This window comes from Brevundimonas huaxiensis (genome assembly GCF_014218725.1).
In the GTDB taxonomy this organism is placed as follows: Bacteria; Pseudomonadota; Alphaproteobacteria; order Caulobacterales; family Caulobacteraceae; genus Brevundimonas; species Brevundimonas huaxiensis.
In genome coordinates this window covers 308,398-323,868 of record NZ_JABBJE010000004.1, presented here as the reverse complement: position 1 = coordinate 323,868, position 15,471 = coordinate 308,398, and the positions used below count along the sequence as shown (strand labels likewise).

At 67.2% G+C, this 15,471-nt stretch carries 16 protein-coding genes; 8 read left to right on the top strand and 8 right to left on the bottom strand.

The features are described 5' to 3' along the window. Positions 1–76: 76 nt before the first annotated feature. Positions 77–2,200, bottom strand: a complete 2,124-nt coding sequence (locus HF680_RS10615; RefSeq protein WP_185225028.1) for a M13 family metallopeptidase — start codon at positions 2,198–2,200, stop codon at positions 77–79. A gap of 156 nt (positions 2,201–2,356) precedes the next feature. Between HF680_RS10615 and HF680_RS10610 the strand changes: the two genes are divergently transcribed. Beyond that, a complete protein-coding gene (locus HF680_RS10610) occupies positions 2,357–4,192 on the top strand; it encodes a cation:proton antiporter domain-containing protein (RefSeq protein ID WP_185225027.1) in 1,836 nt (611 codons plus the stop codon). Between the two features lie 191 nt (positions 4,193–4,383). Then, positions 4,384–5,025: a TetR/AcrR family transcriptional regulator gene (locus tag HF680_RS10605; protein ID WP_185225026.1), complete on the top strand. Its 642-nt coding sequence runs from the start codon at positions 4,384–4,386 to the stop codon at positions 5,023–5,025. Positions 5,026–5,089: 64 nt separating this feature from the next. Here HF680_RS10605 and HF680_RS10600 read toward each other — a convergent pair whose 3' ends face one another. Genes HF680_RS10600 through HF680_RS10590 form a run of 3 tightly spaced genes read right to left on the bottom strand, consistent with a single transcriptional unit; the run spans position 5,090 to position 6,537 of the window. Beyond that, positions 5,090–5,671, bottom strand: a complete 582-nt coding sequence (locus HF680_RS10600; protein ID WP_185225025.1) for a Smr/MutS family protein — start codon at positions 5,669–5,671, stop codon at positions 5,090–5,092. After that, on the bottom strand, positions 5,668–5,907 hold the full coding sequence (locus tag HF680_RS10595; protein WP_017504942.1) for a helix-turn-helix domain-containing protein: 240 nt from the start codon (positions 5,905–5,907) through the stop codon (positions 5,668–5,670). Before HF680_RS10595 ends, HF680_RS10600 begins: the two co-directional genes overlap by 4 nt. Before the next feature lie 24 nt (positions 5,908–5,931). Beyond that, entirely contained in the window at positions 5,932–6,537 is a 606-nt protein-coding gene (locus tag HF680_RS10590) for a DUF2975 domain-containing protein (RefSeq protein ID WP_055807460.1), read from the bottom strand. Positions 6,538–6,990: 453 nt separating this feature from the next. On the opposite strand from HF680_RS10590, the gene rdgB reads away from it, so the two are divergent. Together rdgB and hemW are read left to right on the top strand one after the other, a co-directional pair. After that, the gene (rdgB, locus tag HF680_RS10585) at positions 6,991–7,593 is read left to right on the top strand and encodes an RdgB/HAM1 family non-canonical purine NTP pyrophosphatase (protein ID WP_185225024.1); all 603 of its coding nucleotides are present in this window, start codon (positions 6,991–6,993) and stop codon (positions 7,591–7,593) included. Further along, positions 7,586–8,746, top strand: a complete 1,161-nt coding sequence (gene hemW, locus HF680_RS10580; protein ID WP_185225023.1) for a radical SAM family heme chaperone HemW — start codon at positions 7,586–7,588, stop codon at positions 8,744–8,746. The genes rdgB and hemW overlap by 8 nt, the downstream gene beginning before the upstream one ends. On the opposite strand, the gene HF680_RS10575 is transcribed toward hemW, so the two are convergent. Further along, positions 8,743–10,398, bottom strand: a complete 1,656-nt coding sequence (locus HF680_RS10575; RefSeq protein ID WP_185225022.1) for a GNAT family N-acetyltransferase — start codon at positions 10,396–10,398, stop codon at positions 8,743–8,745. The genes hemW and HF680_RS10575 overlap by 4 nt on opposite strands. A 152-nt stretch (positions 10,399–10,550) precedes the next feature. Here HF680_RS10575 and HF680_RS10570 point away from each other — a divergent pair, with 152 nt between their 5' ends. Then, positions 10,551–11,042 (top strand): hypothetical protein, encoded by a 492-nt coding sequence (locus HF680_RS10570; protein ID WP_045809939.1) that lies wholly within the window; start codon positions 10,551–10,553, stop codon positions 11,040–11,042. A gap of 142 nt (positions 11,043–11,184) precedes the next feature. Here the strand turns inward: HF680_RS10570 and HF680_RS10565 are convergent, their stop codons facing one another. Further along, positions 11,185–11,439: a GlsB/YeaQ/YmgE family stress response membrane protein gene (locus HF680_RS10565; protein WP_039243891.1), complete on the bottom strand. Its 255-nt coding sequence runs from the start codon at positions 11,437–11,439 to the stop codon at positions 11,185–11,187. Positions 11,440–11,627: 188 nt separating this feature from the next. On the opposite strand from HF680_RS10565, the gene HF680_RS10560 reads away from it, so the two are divergent. From HF680_RS10560 to HF680_RS10550, 3 genes are all read left to right on the top strand, one after another. Continuing rightward, positions 11,628–12,008, top strand: a complete 381-nt coding sequence (locus HF680_RS10560) for a helix-turn-helix domain-containing protein (RefSeq protein ID WP_045809940.1) — start codon at positions 11,628–11,630, stop codon at positions 12,006–12,008. A gap of 53 nt (positions 12,009–12,061) precedes the next feature. After that, positions 12,062–12,847: a histidinol-phosphatase gene (gene hisN / locus HF680_RS10555; protein ID WP_185225021.1), complete on the top strand. Its 786-nt coding sequence runs from the start codon at positions 12,062–12,064 to the stop codon at positions 12,845–12,847. A 74-nt stretch (positions 12,848–12,921) separates the two neighbouring features. Further along, positions 12,922–13,491 carry a hypothetical protein gene (locus HF680_RS10550; RefSeq protein ID WP_185225020.1) on the top strand — a complete coding sequence of 190 codons (570 nt, stop codon included), beginning with the start codon at positions 12,922–12,924 and terminating at the stop codon, positions 13,489–13,491. A 4-nt stretch (positions 13,492–13,495) separates the two neighbouring features. On the opposite strand, the gene HF680_RS10545 is transcribed toward HF680_RS10550, so the two are convergent. Continuing rightward, positions 13,496–14,530: an alpha/beta fold hydrolase gene (locus HF680_RS10545; RefSeq protein ID WP_185225019.1), complete on the bottom strand. Its 1,035-nt coding sequence runs from the start codon at positions 14,528–14,530 to the stop codon at positions 13,496–13,498. Further along, positions 14,527–15,447 carry a class I SAM-dependent methyltransferase gene (locus HF680_RS10540; protein ID WP_045809943.1) on the bottom strand — a complete coding sequence of 307 codons (921 nt, stop codon included), beginning with the start codon at positions 15,445–15,447 and terminating at the stop codon, positions 14,527–14,529. The genes HF680_RS10545 and HF680_RS10540 overlap by 4 nt, the downstream gene beginning before the upstream one ends. Between the last annotated feature and the right edge of the window lie 24 nt (positions 15,448–15,471).

Below are 15,471 nucleotides of genomic sequence, written 5' to 3'. Positions count from 1 at the left end.
AAATCGAGCAGCCCGGTCTCGGTATGAAAAAGGCCGGGGCGAACCCCGGCCTTTCCATTCTCGAACAAGCGTCGCCCTACCAGAGGCGGACGCGTTCCTCGGGCGTCAGATAGTATTTCGTGCCCGGCTGAACGTCGAAGGCGTCGTACCAGGCATCGACGTTGCGCAGCGGGCCGATGACGCGGAACTGGGCGGCCGAGTGCGGGTCGGTGGCGACCTGCTGCTTCAGCGCCTCGTCGCGGTACTTCGACTGCCAGACCTGGGCCCAGCCATAGAAGAAGCGCTGGTCGCCGGTCGTGCCGTCGATCACGGGCGCCGGCTGACCGTTGAGCGACAGGTGATAGGCCTCGAGACCGACGGCCACGCCAGACGCGTCACCGATGTTCTCGCCCATCGTCAGGCCAGGGTTGATGTGATAGCCGGCGATCGGCTCGTAGGTCGCATATTGCGCGCCCAGACGCGCGGTCAGGGCCTCGAAGTTGGCCTTGTCTTCCGGCGTCCACCAGTTGCGCAGCACGCCGTCGCCGTCCGACTTGGAGCCCTGGTCGTCGAAGCCGTGGCCGATCTCGTGACCGATCACGCCGCCGATGCCGCCATAGTTGACCGCCGCATCGCCATTCGGATCGAAGAAGGGCGGCTGCAGGATCGCGGCCGGGAAGACGATCTCGTTGTTGGCCGAGTTGTAGTAGGCGTTCACGGTCTGCGGGGTCATGCCCCACTCCGACTTGTCGACCGGCTCGTTCAGACGGGCCAGATCATAGTTCCACTCGAACAGGCCGCGGCGCTCGGCGTTGCCGACCAAGTCGTTCGCGCGGATGTCGAGACCGGAGTAGTCGCGCCACTTGTCGGGATAGCCGATCTTGACGGTGAACTTGCGCAGCTTCTCCTGCGCCGCCGCCTTGGTCTCGGTCCCCATCCAGGTCAGGTTGTCGATCCGGTGCGACAGGGCGGTGCGCAGATTGGCGACCAGCTCTTCCATCTTGGCCTTGGATTCGGCCGGGAAGTACTGGGCGACGTAGAGACGGCCCGTGGCCTCGCCCAGCGATCCTTCAGCGAAGGAGATGGCGCGCTTTTCGCGGGTGCGCTGCTCAGGCTGACCCGACAGATCGCGCGAACGGAACTCCCATTGGGCGTCGGCGAAGCGTTTGGACATCAGCGGCGCCATGTCGTCGGCGGTGTGGAAGGCCTGCCAGGCCTGCAGCAGTTCGACCGGCGTCTCGGCGTAGATGGCCGCGATCTTGGGCATGGCCGTATCCTGACGCACGATCAGGCGCGGCACGTCGCCCAGCTTGGCCGCATCGTAGTAGGCCTGCCAGGCGAAGCCCGGCGCGTCCTCGGCCAGTTTGGCGATGGTGAACTCGTTATAGGTCCGGTCGCGGTTGCGGTTCTCGACCGGGGTCCAGTGGGCCTCGGCGATCTTGGTTTCCAGCGCGACGATCTGGGCGGCGGTCTCGGTCGGATTGGTCCAGCCGATCATCTCCAGCATCCGGCCGACGTAGGCCTGATACTTCTCTTTCTTGTCGGCGAAACGGGCGTCCAGATAATAGTCGCGGTTCGGCAGGCCGATGCCCGACTGGCCCGTCGAGACGACGTAGCGGGTCGGTTGCTTGGAATCGATCGTGATGCCGGTGCCGAAGAAGGACGAGCCGAAGCGGCCGGCCGTCTGGCCCATATAGACGGCCATCTTGTCATGGCTGTCGGCGGCGCGGATCGCGGCCAGATAGGGTTGCAGCGGCTGGGCGTCCAACTGCTCGATGCGCGCCTCGTCGATGTAGGAGCGATAGGCGTCGGCGATCTTGGCCTCATCCGATCCGGGCGTCAGGTCGGTGCGGTTGGCCAGACCCAGCACCAGTTCCTTCATGCGGTTGTCCGACAGTTCGCGCAGCAGGGCGAACGAACCGTAGCTGGTGCGGTCCGACGGAATGACCAGTTTTTCCAAGGCCTTCCCGTTGGCGTACTGGAAGAAGTCGTCGCCCGGCTTCACCGAGGTGTCGCGGCCGGCCATGTCGAAGCCCCAAGTTCCGTAGCGGGGGGCCTCTGTGCCCTGCCAGCCGGCCGCCGTCTCTTCGCCCGAGAACAGCGAAACGAGGGTGCAGGCGTCGTCGATGCAGGCGTGGTCGTGACCGATATCCTGAGCCAGGACCGAGCTGGCGGGCAGAAGAAGGGCGCCGACGGCGGCCCCGATTAGCAGACGTTTCATCACTATGTCCCTGTTCCCACCCGGCATCTGGATGGTTCGGCGCAGACCCTAGTCCGGCGAGGGGGGGTGTCGCCTTAAAAAAAGTTCATGATTCCGATGCGACCTCTCGCCACGGCGCGGGTATCGAGGTCAGATACGCCGACACGAGGAGGGCGGATGCACGGTCAGGGCGGCGACTATAAGGATCTGGTGGTCTTCCTGGCGGCCGCCGGCGTCATCGTGCCCCTGGTCAACCGACTGAAGGTCAGCCCCGTTCTGGGCTTCCTCGCTGCGGGCGTTTTGCTGGGGCCGGACGGCCTGGGGCGATTTGCGCAAAGCCTGCCCTGGCTGTCGTGGCTGACCATCGGCGATCCGGGCCAGCTGGCGCAGCTGTCGGAACTGGGCGTCGCCTTCCTGTTGTTCATGATCGGTCTGGAGCTGTCGTGGGAGCGGCTGCGCGCCATGCGCCGGCTCGTGTTCGGCCTGGGGCTGATGCAGGTCGTCGTCTGCACCGCCGTGCTGGCGGGCGGCTTCATGTTGATGGGCCAGACCCTGGCCAGCGCCGTGGTGCTGGGCATGGGCCTCGCCCTGTCCTCGACGGCCGTGGTCATGCCCGTACTGGCCGAGCGCGGGCGGTTGAAGGGGACGGTCGGCCGTTCCACCTTCGCCATCCTGCTGGCTCAGGATCTGTCGGTCGCCCCGATCCTGATCACGGTCACCGTCCTGGCGGCCCTGGCACAGCAGGGCGGCGCGCTGGATCCCGCCGTGCTGGGGCGCGCCCTGTTCACCCTGGTTCCGGCCGCCATCGGCCTGGGTCTGATGGTGCTGCTGGGACGGGTCGTGCTGCGGCCGATGTTCCGGTCGGTAGCCAAGGCGCGCAAGGCCGACCAGGGCGGCGAACTGTTCGTCGCCGCCTCTCTGCTGGTCGTGGTCGGGGCCGGTCTCGCCGCCCAGGCCAGCGGCCTGTCGATGAGCATTGGGGCGCTTGTCGCCGGCGTGCTGTTGGCCGAGACCGAGTTCCGGCGCGAAGTCGAGGTTTCCATCGAACCGTTCAAGGGGCTTCTGCTGGGCGTCTTCTTCGTCGGCGTCGGCCTGGGCCTGGACCTGGACGCCATCGCCGCCGATCCGATCGGCGTCTTCGGCCTGGCCCTGGCCCTGACGGTCGTGAAGACCGGCGTCATCTTCAGCCTGGCGCGTTTCTGGGGCCTGGGCGCCCGCCCGGCGCTGGAGACCGCGCTCGTTCTGGCGCCAGCGGGCGAGTTCGCCTTCGTGGTCTTCGCCACCGGCCTGGTCGAAGGTCTCGCGCCGCCGCAGCTGACCAACACCGTGGCCCTGTCGGCGACCGTCAGCATCTTTTCGATCCCCCTGCTCGCCCTGCTGGGCCAGAAGCTCGCGCGCAAGTCGGCAGCAGCCGGCCATCCCGTCGAGCTTCCAAAGCTGGAGGCGGCCGACGGCGCGGTCATCATCGTCGGCTTCGGGCGCGTCGGCCGTTTGATCGGGGAAATGCTGAAGGCGCACGATCAGCCCTTCATCGCCCTGGACACCGATGCGGGCGCCGTCGCTGCGGGCCGACGTGACGGATTCGATGTCTTCTATGGCGATGCGGGGCGGCGCGAGATGCTCCAGCACTGTGGCGTCCAGTCCACCCGCGCCCTGATCGTCACCATGGACGCGCCGACCAAGGTGGACGAAGTGGTCACCACGGCGCGGTCGATGCGCGACGACCTGATCCTGATCGCCCGTGCGCGCGACGATCAGCACGCCATTCGGCTGTATGGACTGGGCGTCACCGACGCCGTGCCGGAGACGACCGAAGCCAGTCTGCAGCTGGCCGAAAACACCCTGGTCGATCTGGGCGTGCCCATGGGCCTGGTGCTCGCCTCGGTCCACGAACGTCGCGATCAGTTTCGCAAGGCCTTCCAGTCGGCCATCCCGATCGAGCGTCGCAATCGCCCCAGCCGCGCACTGCGCCGCACGTTGCGCCCGGCGCGGATCGACCCCGCGCCGGAGTAAGGGAAGCCCCTTACAGACCGTCGCCGGACCCATTTTCGTCATGGTTCCGTGATGCAAGCGCCGCTCTCCATGACTGCATCTGCGGAGCAGAAGCGCCCTTTCGGTTCGATCCAAGGGCTCAGATATTCATTCGAGGTCGCTGCCGGGCCCGCCCCGACCAGAGACCGAAAGTAGAGTAAAAGCCTGATTATATGACAGAAACCGTCGCCTCCCTCGCTGTCGAGCCCCGCTTGAACCGCCGCCAGGCCGCCAAGATTCGCACGCGACAAAAGGTTCTGGACGCCGCCCGCTCGCTCTTCGCCGAGCGTGGCTATGAGCCCGCCACGATCCGCGACATCGCCAAGGGCGCGGGCATGTCCACCGGCGCTGTCTTCGCCAACTTCCAGGACAAGGCTGAGCTGTTCGAAGCGGTCCTGACCGAAGACATGACGCGTCTGGCCGAGGTGGTCGAGGCCGCGGCGCCCGAAGGCGAGCCCGTCCGCCAGCGCCTGGTCAGCGCGCTGAGCGCCGGCTATCACTCGTCGCTGGACCAACTGCCCCTGTTCCAGGCCATCGTGGCCCGCTCGTGGTTCCAGCCCCTGGCCGCCGAAATGCGCGCCCGCGCCGCGACCAAGAACCTGCTGCTCGCCATCAGCAACATCCTTCAGGATGCGGTGGCCAAGGGCGAACTGTCCAAGGACGCCGACAGCCGCCTGCTGGTCGAGCTGATCTGGGACGCCTATCTGTCGAACTACCGCCGCGCCGCCTATGACGAATGGGACGCGCAGGCCCTGTCGGACCATATGGGCAAGCAGATCGACGTGATCCTGGCCGGCGCCATCGCCGCCAAATAAGCCTGAGCAAGCCGCTTTCGAAAGGCCGGGTCCGCCAGCGCGGGCCCGGCCTTTTTCGTGAGCGTCAGGTCCGGCGTTTCAGTGTGACGTAGAAGGCGCCGTTTCCGCCGTGCTTCTGATGGGCGATGGTGAAGCCCGACACCACGCCGCGCAGTGCCGGCGAATGCATCCATTCCGCAAAGGCCGAACGGATCACCCCGCCGCCCATCCGGCCCTGGCCGGTGATGACCAGCACCGCCCGCATGCCGCGCGCCTGGCAGGATGTCAGGAAGCCTCGAAGCTGATCCTCGGCCTCGAACCGGCCGAAGCCATGAAGGTCGATGCGCGCCTCGATGGGGTCGCGTTCGCGCGACAGCCGCTGCTTGCGGCGCGGCTCCAGATCCTCGGGCGCGGGCCTGGGCTTGTTCGGCGAAGGTCGCTTTTCCGGCGGCGGCGCGACAGCGGTGCGTTTGGGAGACGTCTTGACCAGGGGGCGCGGACGCTCGATCGGCGTCACCACGATCTCGGGCGGCGTTTCGGCGCCGGGCGTGACGCGGGCGGCCTTGCGCGTCCTTGGCGTTACGACCGATCCGGCCACGCGGGTCCAGATGCGACGGTCTTCGGGCGTCAGTCCGTTCTCGTCACGGCTCGGGCCCTTTCGCCTCATGCCTCGCCGTCGTCCTCGATGGTGTCGCCGGGACCAGGCTCGTGCGCCAGCAGATCGCCGGGCTGGCAGTCCAGTTCGCGGCACAGGGCGTCCAGGGTCGAGAACCGCACGGCGCGCGCCTTGCCGGTCTTCAGGATCGACAGATTCGCCACCGTCACCCCGACCCGGTCGGCGAGTTCGGTCAACGACATGCGGCGTTCCACGAGGACGCGGTCGAGCTGGACGCGGATGGCCATGCGCAAATCCTACTTCGAAACGGCTCAGATCGTCAGTTCGGACTCGCGACGCAGGCGCGCGCCCTCGCGGAACACCTCCGCCAGCACGAAGACGATGAGCACGGAAAAGATGGGGGTCAGCAGTTCGCCGAAACCCTGCGGATCCATGACGCCGGGCGCCAGCCGCTTGGCGACGAAGCCCTGTGCCACCCAGACGCCGCCGGTCACGACCGCCAGGGTCAGGCCGATCTGGCGCAGACGGCGCACATTATCGGGCTGGAAAGGGTCGCCCATGGTCAGGGTGCGAATGATGCGGCGCAGGCTGCGCAGGATCAGCATGAACCCGCCGAAATAAGCGGTTGCGGCGCCCAGGCCGAACAGCAGCAGGGTGCGCGTCAGCGGCAGTTGCTTGCCGCCGGAATCCCCGCTGACGGTGATGTTCACATTGTCCAGGGGAATGAAGATCGCGGCGATGACCAGCAGCAGCAGCACGCCGGTGATCAGCCAGAGAAGGATATAGGCGACGTCCAGCACCACCTTCAGCACGCTGGACACCGAACCGGGGCCGAGCGCCTTGATCGGCGCGCCCAGCCAGTTCGGAACGCTTGCCTCGCCTCGCTTCAGCGGATTTGGCGGCAGGGGCAGGCGCATGGTCTTTTTAATCTCAAGCCGGGGAAGGCGGGGCGATGGCCACGCGGGGTCCGGCGAACCCGCGCGCGGCTCTATACATCGCGGTCTTCATGCAGGTCGTCAAAGCTCCAGTGATCGAAAAGCGAGGGATCAAAGGGCTTGGAACAGGGTGACGACCAGGGCGGTGGGCAGGGCGGCGATCAGAACGGTGCTGACAAAAGCAGCGCCGACCTTGTCGAGCCACATCGAGGTGTTCATCGTATGCATTGTGGTTCTCCGTCTTTCTTGTTTGGGCGATTATCGCCGTTTGGATTTGTTAGCCGCATGATCGTTCCCGGTTTTCCGGAAGTCCTGAACGCTGCGACCTCGTTCCTGACGATCAATAGATAGGCTGTGCAAGCGAAAAAGGCACGTTACATATCGTTTAACGATATTAAACTTTGGCAATAGACTGTTTCAGGAGCGTGATCGACGATGAATCTCAAGCTTATCAAGGGGATGCGGATCGTCGTGGCGACGCATAACGCCGGCAAGGTTCCCGAAATCTCGGCGCTGCTCGGCGGAAATTACGAACTCGTCACCGCCGGCCAGCTGAACCTGCCCGAACCCGACGAAACGGAGAGCACATTCACCGGCAACGCCATGCTGAAGGCGCGCCACGCGGCCGAACTGTCGGGAGAGGTTTCGCTGGCCGACGATTCCGGCCTGTCGGTCGCGGCGCTGGATGGCGCGCCGGGCATCTTCTCCGCGCGCTGGGCCGGGCCGGGCAAGGATTTCGCCGTCGCCATGAAGAAGGTCGAGGAGCGGCTGGAAGAGATCGGCGCGACGGACCGCACCGCCTGGTTCACCTCGGCCCTGGCGGTCGCGTGGCCGGACGGCCCTTGCGTGGTGGTGCAGGGCGAGGTTCACGGCCGGCTGACCTTCCCCCCACGCGGCGATCGGGGGTTTGGTTACGACCCGCTCTTCATTCCGACTGGCGGCGACCAGACTTTCGGCGAGATGGAGCCGGCGGCCAAGGACGCCATCAGCCATCGCACCGTCGCCTTCGCCAAGCTGAGAGCCGCCCTGATTGACTGATCCGCTTGATCCGGGATCGGACGTCGGCCTCTACGTCCACTGGCCCTATTGCGCACGCATCTGCCCCTACTGCGACTTCAACGTCGTGCGCGATCGCGGGCGCACCGAGGAACAGGCCGGGCTGGTCGAGGCGATCCTGGCCGATCTGCGCGACCAAAGGGATTTGACAGGCCCGCGACGGCTGGCCTCGATCTTCTTCGGAGGCGGCACGCCGTCGCTGATGGCGCCCGACGCCGTCGCGCGCATCGTGGCGGCGGCCCGCGACCTGTTTCCGCCCGCCGGCGACATCGAGATCACGCTGGAAGCCAATCCCACGGACGCCGAGGCCGGCCGGTTCGCCGCCCTGGCCGACGCCGGCATCAACCGCCTGTCGATGGGGGTTCAGGCGCTGGACGACGCAGCCTTGCGTTTTCTGGGCCGCGACCATTCGGCGGCCGAGGCCCTGCGCGCGGTCGATCTGGCCCGACGCGCCTTCGACCGACTGTCCATCGACCTGATCTACGCCCGCCCGGACCAGACGCCTGAAGATTGGGCCGCCGAGCTGACGGCCGCGCTGGCGCTCGGGTTCGAACACGTCTCGCCCTATCAGCTGACCATAGAGCCGACGACCGCCTTTGGTCGGGCCTTCGTGCGCGGAACCCTGACCCCGCCGGACGAGGACCGGGCCGCCTCCCTCTACGAAACCACCCAGGACGTCCTCTCGGCCGCCGGCTTCGACGCCTATGAGGTGTCCAACCACGCGCGCGGTCTCGCCGCCCGGTCGGCGCACAATCTGCATGTCTGGCGCGGCGGCGACTATCTGGGCCTTGGCCCCGGCGCTCATGGCCGGCTGGCGCTGGACGGCGTCAGGACCGCGACCGTCGCCCACCGCCGCATCGCCGACTATGTGGCGGGCGTCTCGGACCGCACGCCCTGGTCCGAGCGCGACGCCCAGACTGCGGCCGACGCCGCCGAGGAACGGCTGCTGCTGGCCTTGCGCACCACCGAAGGCGCGCCTGTCGCCCTGCTGTCGGCGCTCGGCCTGTCGCCTGAAGGCGCGCCGGTCGCGGACCTGATCGCCGACGGATTCCTGATGCTAAACGCCGAGCGACTGATCGCCACCGAGCGCGGCCGTCCGGTGCTGGACGGCGTGCTGAAGGCGCTGCTGACCTAGGCCTTCTTCAGCCCTAGCATCCCCAACCAGCCGCCGCTGGTCAGCAAAGCGACATCCAGCAGGGCCAGCGGCAGGGGCGTCGAAACCGGCGCGGCGATGAAACGCGAACGCCAGTCCGGGCCGAACTTGGCCTTGTAGCTGCGCAGACCCTGGAAGCCGTAGAGCGCCCCGCCCTCTTCGAACACCAGGGCGCCGACGCGGGCGAAGACCGGCGCGATGCGACGATCCTCCAGCCCGGCAAGCGGCGCCATGCCCAGGTCGAAGCTGGCCAAGCCTTCCGCCTTGGCCCACTGTGCGCAGCGAATGAACAGATAGTCCATCACCCCATGCGGCGCGTCCGGCCGATGGCGCATCAGGTCGACCGCCGCCTCGTCCGGCGAGGTCAGCAGATTGGCGAAGGCGACGATGCGACCGCCCTCCTTGACCACGGCCAGCGGCGTCAGATCCAGATAGTCGACGTCGAAGCGCCCCAAGGAGAAGGATTTCTCCGAGCCCTCGTGCATAGCCAGCCAGGCGTCCGAAATCTCGTGCAGCTCGTGCGCGATCTCTGCGGCCGAACCGGGCGGAAGAACCTCAAACGAAGAGCCTTCACGCTCGGCGCGATTGATGGCCGTGCGAAGGTTCTGCTTGCCCTTGCCCTCGATGGAGAAGCGGTGGGCGTCGATCACGGCCGTCTCGCCGACCTTGCGCACCGCCAGTCCCATGGTCGCCAGATCGCCCAGCACCTCTTCGCTGACAGAATAGAAGACCGCCGCCCCACCGTAGCTGTCGGCCATCTCGGCAAAGGACCACAGCAACTCCAGCCGTTCGCTCTTGAGCCCGGCCGGTTCGCCCATGGCGATCCAGCGCCGTCCCCGCACGCGATAGGCCAGGAAGCTGGAACCCGACGGGCTGAACATCAGCGCCTTGTCGCCCAGCATGGCCAGCCACGCCTCGGGCGTGGCCGTATCGGCCGTCTGCAGCGCCTGGAGCGCGCGATCGATGTCGGCCTTGCTGGCCGGTCCGTGACTGTGGGCGCCCGGCGAGCTCAGCAGCGAGCGGCCGGCCACGACCAGCGTCAGGATGGCCAGAACCAGCCCGGCCCGCAGGAAGCCGGACGCCTGGCGATCGCTGAGGAAGCGCCACCAAAGCTCGTCATTATAGGCCACGTCGCGATAGGCGAAGAAGCCCAGCCACAGCATGGCCGCCACCACCGCCGTCAGCAGCAACAGCCAGCTGGGCCGCAGCGGCTCGCTGAGCCGCGAGCGCCGGTTGAAGGCCGTGCGGCACGGCGCCAGCAGGGCGGCGACGACCAGCAAATCCGTCGCCTGCTGCCAGTCCAGACCCTTCAGCACCGAAAACACCGCCCCGGCCGCCAGGACCAGCAGGGTGGCCCAATAGGCGCCGCGTCGACGCCGCCACAGACCCGCCGACAAGAGCAGAAGAAGAAAACCGGCGATGCTGCCGACAAAGTGCGACAGGTCGATCAGGATGGGAGACACGACGCCCGTCAGCTGGCGCAACCGGCTGTCGAACTCGGGCGTGACCGCAGAGGCCAGCATCAGCGCGCCTGCGCCGAAGGCCAGCACCGCAAAGATCTGGGGCGTCAGCTCGAAGGCCAGACCCGCCAGTCGGCGGATCAGACCGGATGTGTGCCGGGGGCGGCTGGACAAGCGTGGCCTCTCGAATCGCGGATCGCCCGAACATAGACCAAGAATCGTCCAACCGGGGCGCTGCCAAGGTCATTTCGGGGCACACGAAACAATCCGTAACAGAGGGAGTATATAGGGGTGCGGGCGTCGGGTCCGCGTAACTGGGATGACCCATGACTATCAAGACCGTTCTTCTGGCTGGCGCTGCAGCCGCCTTCATGACCGCCGCGCCGGCTCTGGCGCAAGAAGCCACGCCCGCTCCCGCCGCCGCGCCTGCCGCCGCTGCGTCCTCGCAGCAATCGCTGTCGCTGAACCCCGGATCGAGCGTTTCCGGTCCTGACGGCGAGCTGGGCAAGCTTGAAGGCGTTCAGACCAATGCCGAGGGCAAGCAGGAGCTCACCGTTCGCGGCGCCGACGGCCAACTTCGCGCCGTGCCGCTGAGCGGCATCCGTCAGGAAGGCGCCGGCGTCGTGGTGGCCTACACCAAGGCCGAGTTCGACGCCGCTTCTCCGATCGCCGGCGCTGCGGCGGCCCCCGCCGCTGATCCGGCCGCCGCGCCTGCACCGACGTTGGAACCTGCGGCTGAGCCGACCGATCCGGCGACCACTGAACCGGCGACCCCGGCTCCGGACAGCGCCACGCCGGCTCCGACCGAGCCGCAATAAGACAGTCCTCCAAGGCTGAATGACCAAGGGCGGCCGGGTTTCCCGGCCGCCCTTTCGTCTGTCCGCAATCTGCGGCGACACTGGCGCAGCAAAAAGGGCGGCTCGTGAGAGCCGCCCTTTTCCTTATCGACCGACTGTCGGATCAAGCGCGACGCTTGACCAGTCCCAGAAGGAACAGCAGCAGGCAAGCGCCCAAGAACGCCACGATCAAGGTGACGAAGTTGAAGCCGCCAACCGGCGTGCCGAAGACGTTGTTCGAAATAAAGCCGCCGAGCAGAGCGCCGATGACGCCGACGATCAGGTTCGTCAGCAGGCCGTGATTGCGACCCATGACCTTTTCAGCCAGCCAGCCGGCGACGATGCCGATGACGAGCCAACCAATGATTCCGAGACCCATGCTGTGGTTCCTTCCTTTAAAAGCCAAGCTGTTGCAGTAAATGCGGCTCGGGCCATACGGTTGCGTCCTCGTTCCCACCTCGCCGCAATAAGGCCGAATTCGCCCGAGACGCGATCCGGCACGGCGATTGCCGTGATCGACGTGTGTCGTCCCGCATTGGGACAGACGTTGAGACGAGGATCACCGTCATGGCCGACGACATCGACCTTCATCTGGGCCGCCGCCTGCGCCGCCGTCGCCGCCTGCTGGGCCTGACCCAGCAGCAGTTGGCCGTTCAGGTCGGCATCCGCTTTCAGCAGATCCAGAAGTATGAATGCGGCGCCAACCGCATCTCCGCCGCGCGCCTGTGGCAGTTGGCCGAGGCGCTGGAGACGCCCGTCGCCTATTTCTACGATGGTCTGGCCGAGGCGATGGAGGCCGACGCCCCGCCGCCCAAGGGCGGCGAAGTCTTTTCGCGCAAGGAAACGCTGGATCTGATCCAGGCCTATTATCTGCTGGACGAACGGCCCCGCCGGCGTTTGCTGGATCTGGCCAAGTCCCTGCACGCGGGTGACGCGGCCGCCGCCTGATCGGCTCGTCTCAAGGGGCGCCCATACCGGCGAAAGCGCGGTAAGGGATCCCCATGACCGAATACGAAGCCTTCGCCATCGAACTGGCGCGCGAAGCTGCGCGCGTGACCCTGCCCTTCTTCCGCTCGGACATCGGGCATGACGACAAGGGCGGCGCGGCCGGCTTCGATCCCGTCACAGAGGCCGACAAACAGGCCGAGGCCGCCATCCGCCGCCTGATCGCCGCCCGCTATCCCGACCACGGCGTCATCGGCGAAGAGTATGGCGAGGATCGTCCGGACGCCGAGCACGTCTGGGTGCTGGACCCCATCGACGGCACGCGCGCCTTCATTTCGGGCCTGCCGCTGTGGACCACGCTGATCGCCCTGCGCACCAACGGAAAGCCCACGGTCGGCGTGATCGCCCAGCCTTATCTGGATGAAATCTTCATTGGCGGCCCGTCCGGCGCGCGCCTGTTGCGCGGCGATGTCGAGACGCCGCTGGCCGTGCGATCCTGCGAAAAGCTGACCGACGCCGTCATCTCAACCACGGACCCCGACATCTTCAACGGGGCCGAACTGGGCGCCTGGACCCAGGTCCGTGCGACCGCCCGCTTGGCGCGCCTGGGCTGCGACGCCTACGCCTACGCCATGGTGGCGGCAGGCAAGATGGATCTGGTCGCCGAGACCAGCCTGAAGCCCTGGGACTGGTCCGCCCTCGTGCCCGTCATCGAGGCGGCGGGCGGCAAGGTCGTGAACTGGCGCGGCGCAGCGCCGGACGACAAGGGCCAGATCCTCGCCGTCGGCGACGCGCGCCTGATCGACCAGGCCCTGGTGACGCTGAAACGCGCGGCCGCCTGACGCTCTCACCTGGCGCATATTGACGCAGGTCGCGAGACGGCGTCAGGGTGCGGACGGTTGAGGGGACGGATTCGATGGCTGGGCTGTCCAAATTGGTTGTCGGCGTCGACGTGCCCTGGGTCACGAGTTGGAGCGGCGAAGAGATCACGGGCGCCGCGCCGTGCCAAACCGTCGGCGGCCGTCTCGCCTTGATGCAGGCCAGCGCGCCCGGCGCTGGCAAGCCGCAATATTCAAAGAACCATCTGGTCCGACAGCGCCTCACGGTCGCGCGCATGCTGTGCCCGATGTGCGGCGAGCCGACTGAGGACGGCGATCGCTGGACCCAGATCGCCGCGCGACGATGCGCTGGTCAGCTGAGGGCGCGCGGCGGTCAGGTTCGCGCCGACCTCGCCGACGACCGGGTGATGATCGACGCCGGCTCCATCGCGCCCCTGCACCGGCGCTGCGTCGACCGGTCGATGAAATACTGCCCGCACCTGCGCGCCAGCGACGACGTGATGGTGATGCGCTTCCCGCGCGAGTGGATCGTTCTGCCCCTGCTGATCAAGGCCGAGACCGGCCCCGGCGTCGCCGTCGCCTTCCTGCAGCTCTGCGGCGTCACCCAGACGATCGACCGACGCTGGCGCGCCGAAACCGCCGCCTGAACGATCAGCCCGCCGTCACGTCCGCCGTCCTCGCCGACGGATCGGTGACCGCGTCCGCCGCAGGCGCAACCATATCGGCCATGGCGTCGAATTCGTTCAGGAAGACGGCGCGCAGGTCATCGGCCTCCATGATGACCTCATGCTTGGCGCCGGCGACCTCGACGTAGCGGCCGCGCGGGATGCGTTTGGCGGCCCATTGGTTGGTCTGTTTCCACACCACGTCGTCGGCGCCGGCCTGGACGATCACGACCGACGCCTTGACCGCCTTCAGGGCCTTGGGCTTCAGCGCGCGCTCGCCGGCGTCCAGCGCAAAGGCCAGCCAACCATAGGTGGGACCGCCGATCGCCAGGTGCGGGCATGCATAGAGCTGCTGTCGCCACATCTCATAGCGGGTCTCGTCCGAGGTCAGGGCGTCTTCGGCGAAATTATGGTCGAACGGATCGTCGGGGTCGCCCAGGATATAATCACCCGCCTGGCCATGGCGGATGTTCCAGCGCACCACCAGCTTGACCGACCACATCGACCGTTTGCCGGTCTTGATGCGCAGCATGGGGCTGGACAGGACCGCGCCGGCGAACCGGTCCTCGCCGCTTTCCAGCGACAGCAGGTTCAGGCAAGCGCCCATCGAATGGCCGACCATGATCCAGGGCTTGGGGCACTGGTCCTCGTAGGCGTTCAGCAGGCGATTGTAGTCGTCCAGAAACTCCTCGACCGCACGGGCGTGCCCCTTCAGCCGATCCGGCAAGAGCCGCGCCGACAGCCCCTGGCCGCGCCAGTCGTGGGTCAGCACGCACCAGCCGCGCGCCAGGAAGTTGCCGATCACCTCATAGTATTTTTCGATCGGCTCGGTTCGGCCGGGGCTTAGCACCACGGTGCCGCGCACCTTGTCCGCTGCGAGGTGAGACGGCTTCCACAGACCGGCGCGCAGCCGCATTCCGCCCGCGCCGCGAAACCAGTCGCCCTTTCCGCTGGGCGGCGGATAGGCGCCGGGCACCCCCATCAGCGGGGCGTTGGCGGCGAAGGCTTGGGCGCGGTTCACTCGGGCTTCCTGAACTTCAAGGTCATGCGATCGCTCTCGCCGATCGCGTCATATTTAGAGCGGTCGAAGGCGGGGTCCGCCGGTTCGCCGCGCGGCGCCGTCAGGCGCGTGGGCGCCAGGGTGTCGACGCCGAACGGGTGGTCCTTGGTGTCTTCCGGATTGGCGTTGATCTCGGACGCCTCGACGAAGACGAAGCCCGCCTCGGCCGCCAACTGGCGTACGAAGGCTTCCTGCACATAGCCGTTGGCCGCAACCGGATCCTGATCCTCCGCTGGGGACAGTCGATGTTGCTCGACGCCCAGGATGCCGCCCGGGCGAAGGGCGGCGAAGGCGTCGGCGAAGGCCTTTTCCGCAATGCCTGCCGCCATCCAGCCATGCAGGGTTCGCATGAACAGGCACATCTCGGCCGTACCCGCCGCGATCACCGGACCGGATCCCGCGCCAAAGACCGAAAACTGCGGCTCGCCATAAAGTTTCTTGTCGCTGGAGAATCGCGTGCGGAAGGCGGTGTTCAGCACGGCCTGCGCCGGATCGGCGGTCGGTCCCTCGGGGAACAGGGCGGCGACATAGGTGCCCGCCCCCTTGGCCAGATAGGGGGCCAGGATTTCGGTGTACCAGCCGCTGCCGGGCCAGAACTCCACCACCGTCATCTTGGGTTGAAGTCCGAAGAACCGCAGCGTCTCCATCGGATGGCGGAAGGCGTCGCGCGCCTTGTCCTGGGCCGAGCGCCAGGATCCCTCGACCGCCCATTCCAGCGAGCCTTCCGGCGGCCCCGCGGGTGCGGGTGGCGCGGCCGGCGCCTTTGCGGCCTCGTCCTTGCGCCCGCAAGCCGCCACGCCGATCAGCCCCAGCGCCGCAGCGCCGCTCAGCAGAAACCGACGCGACAATCCGCTCGCGCTCGCCAGACGATCAGCCATTCAAAACCTCCGCAGGACGCCGGG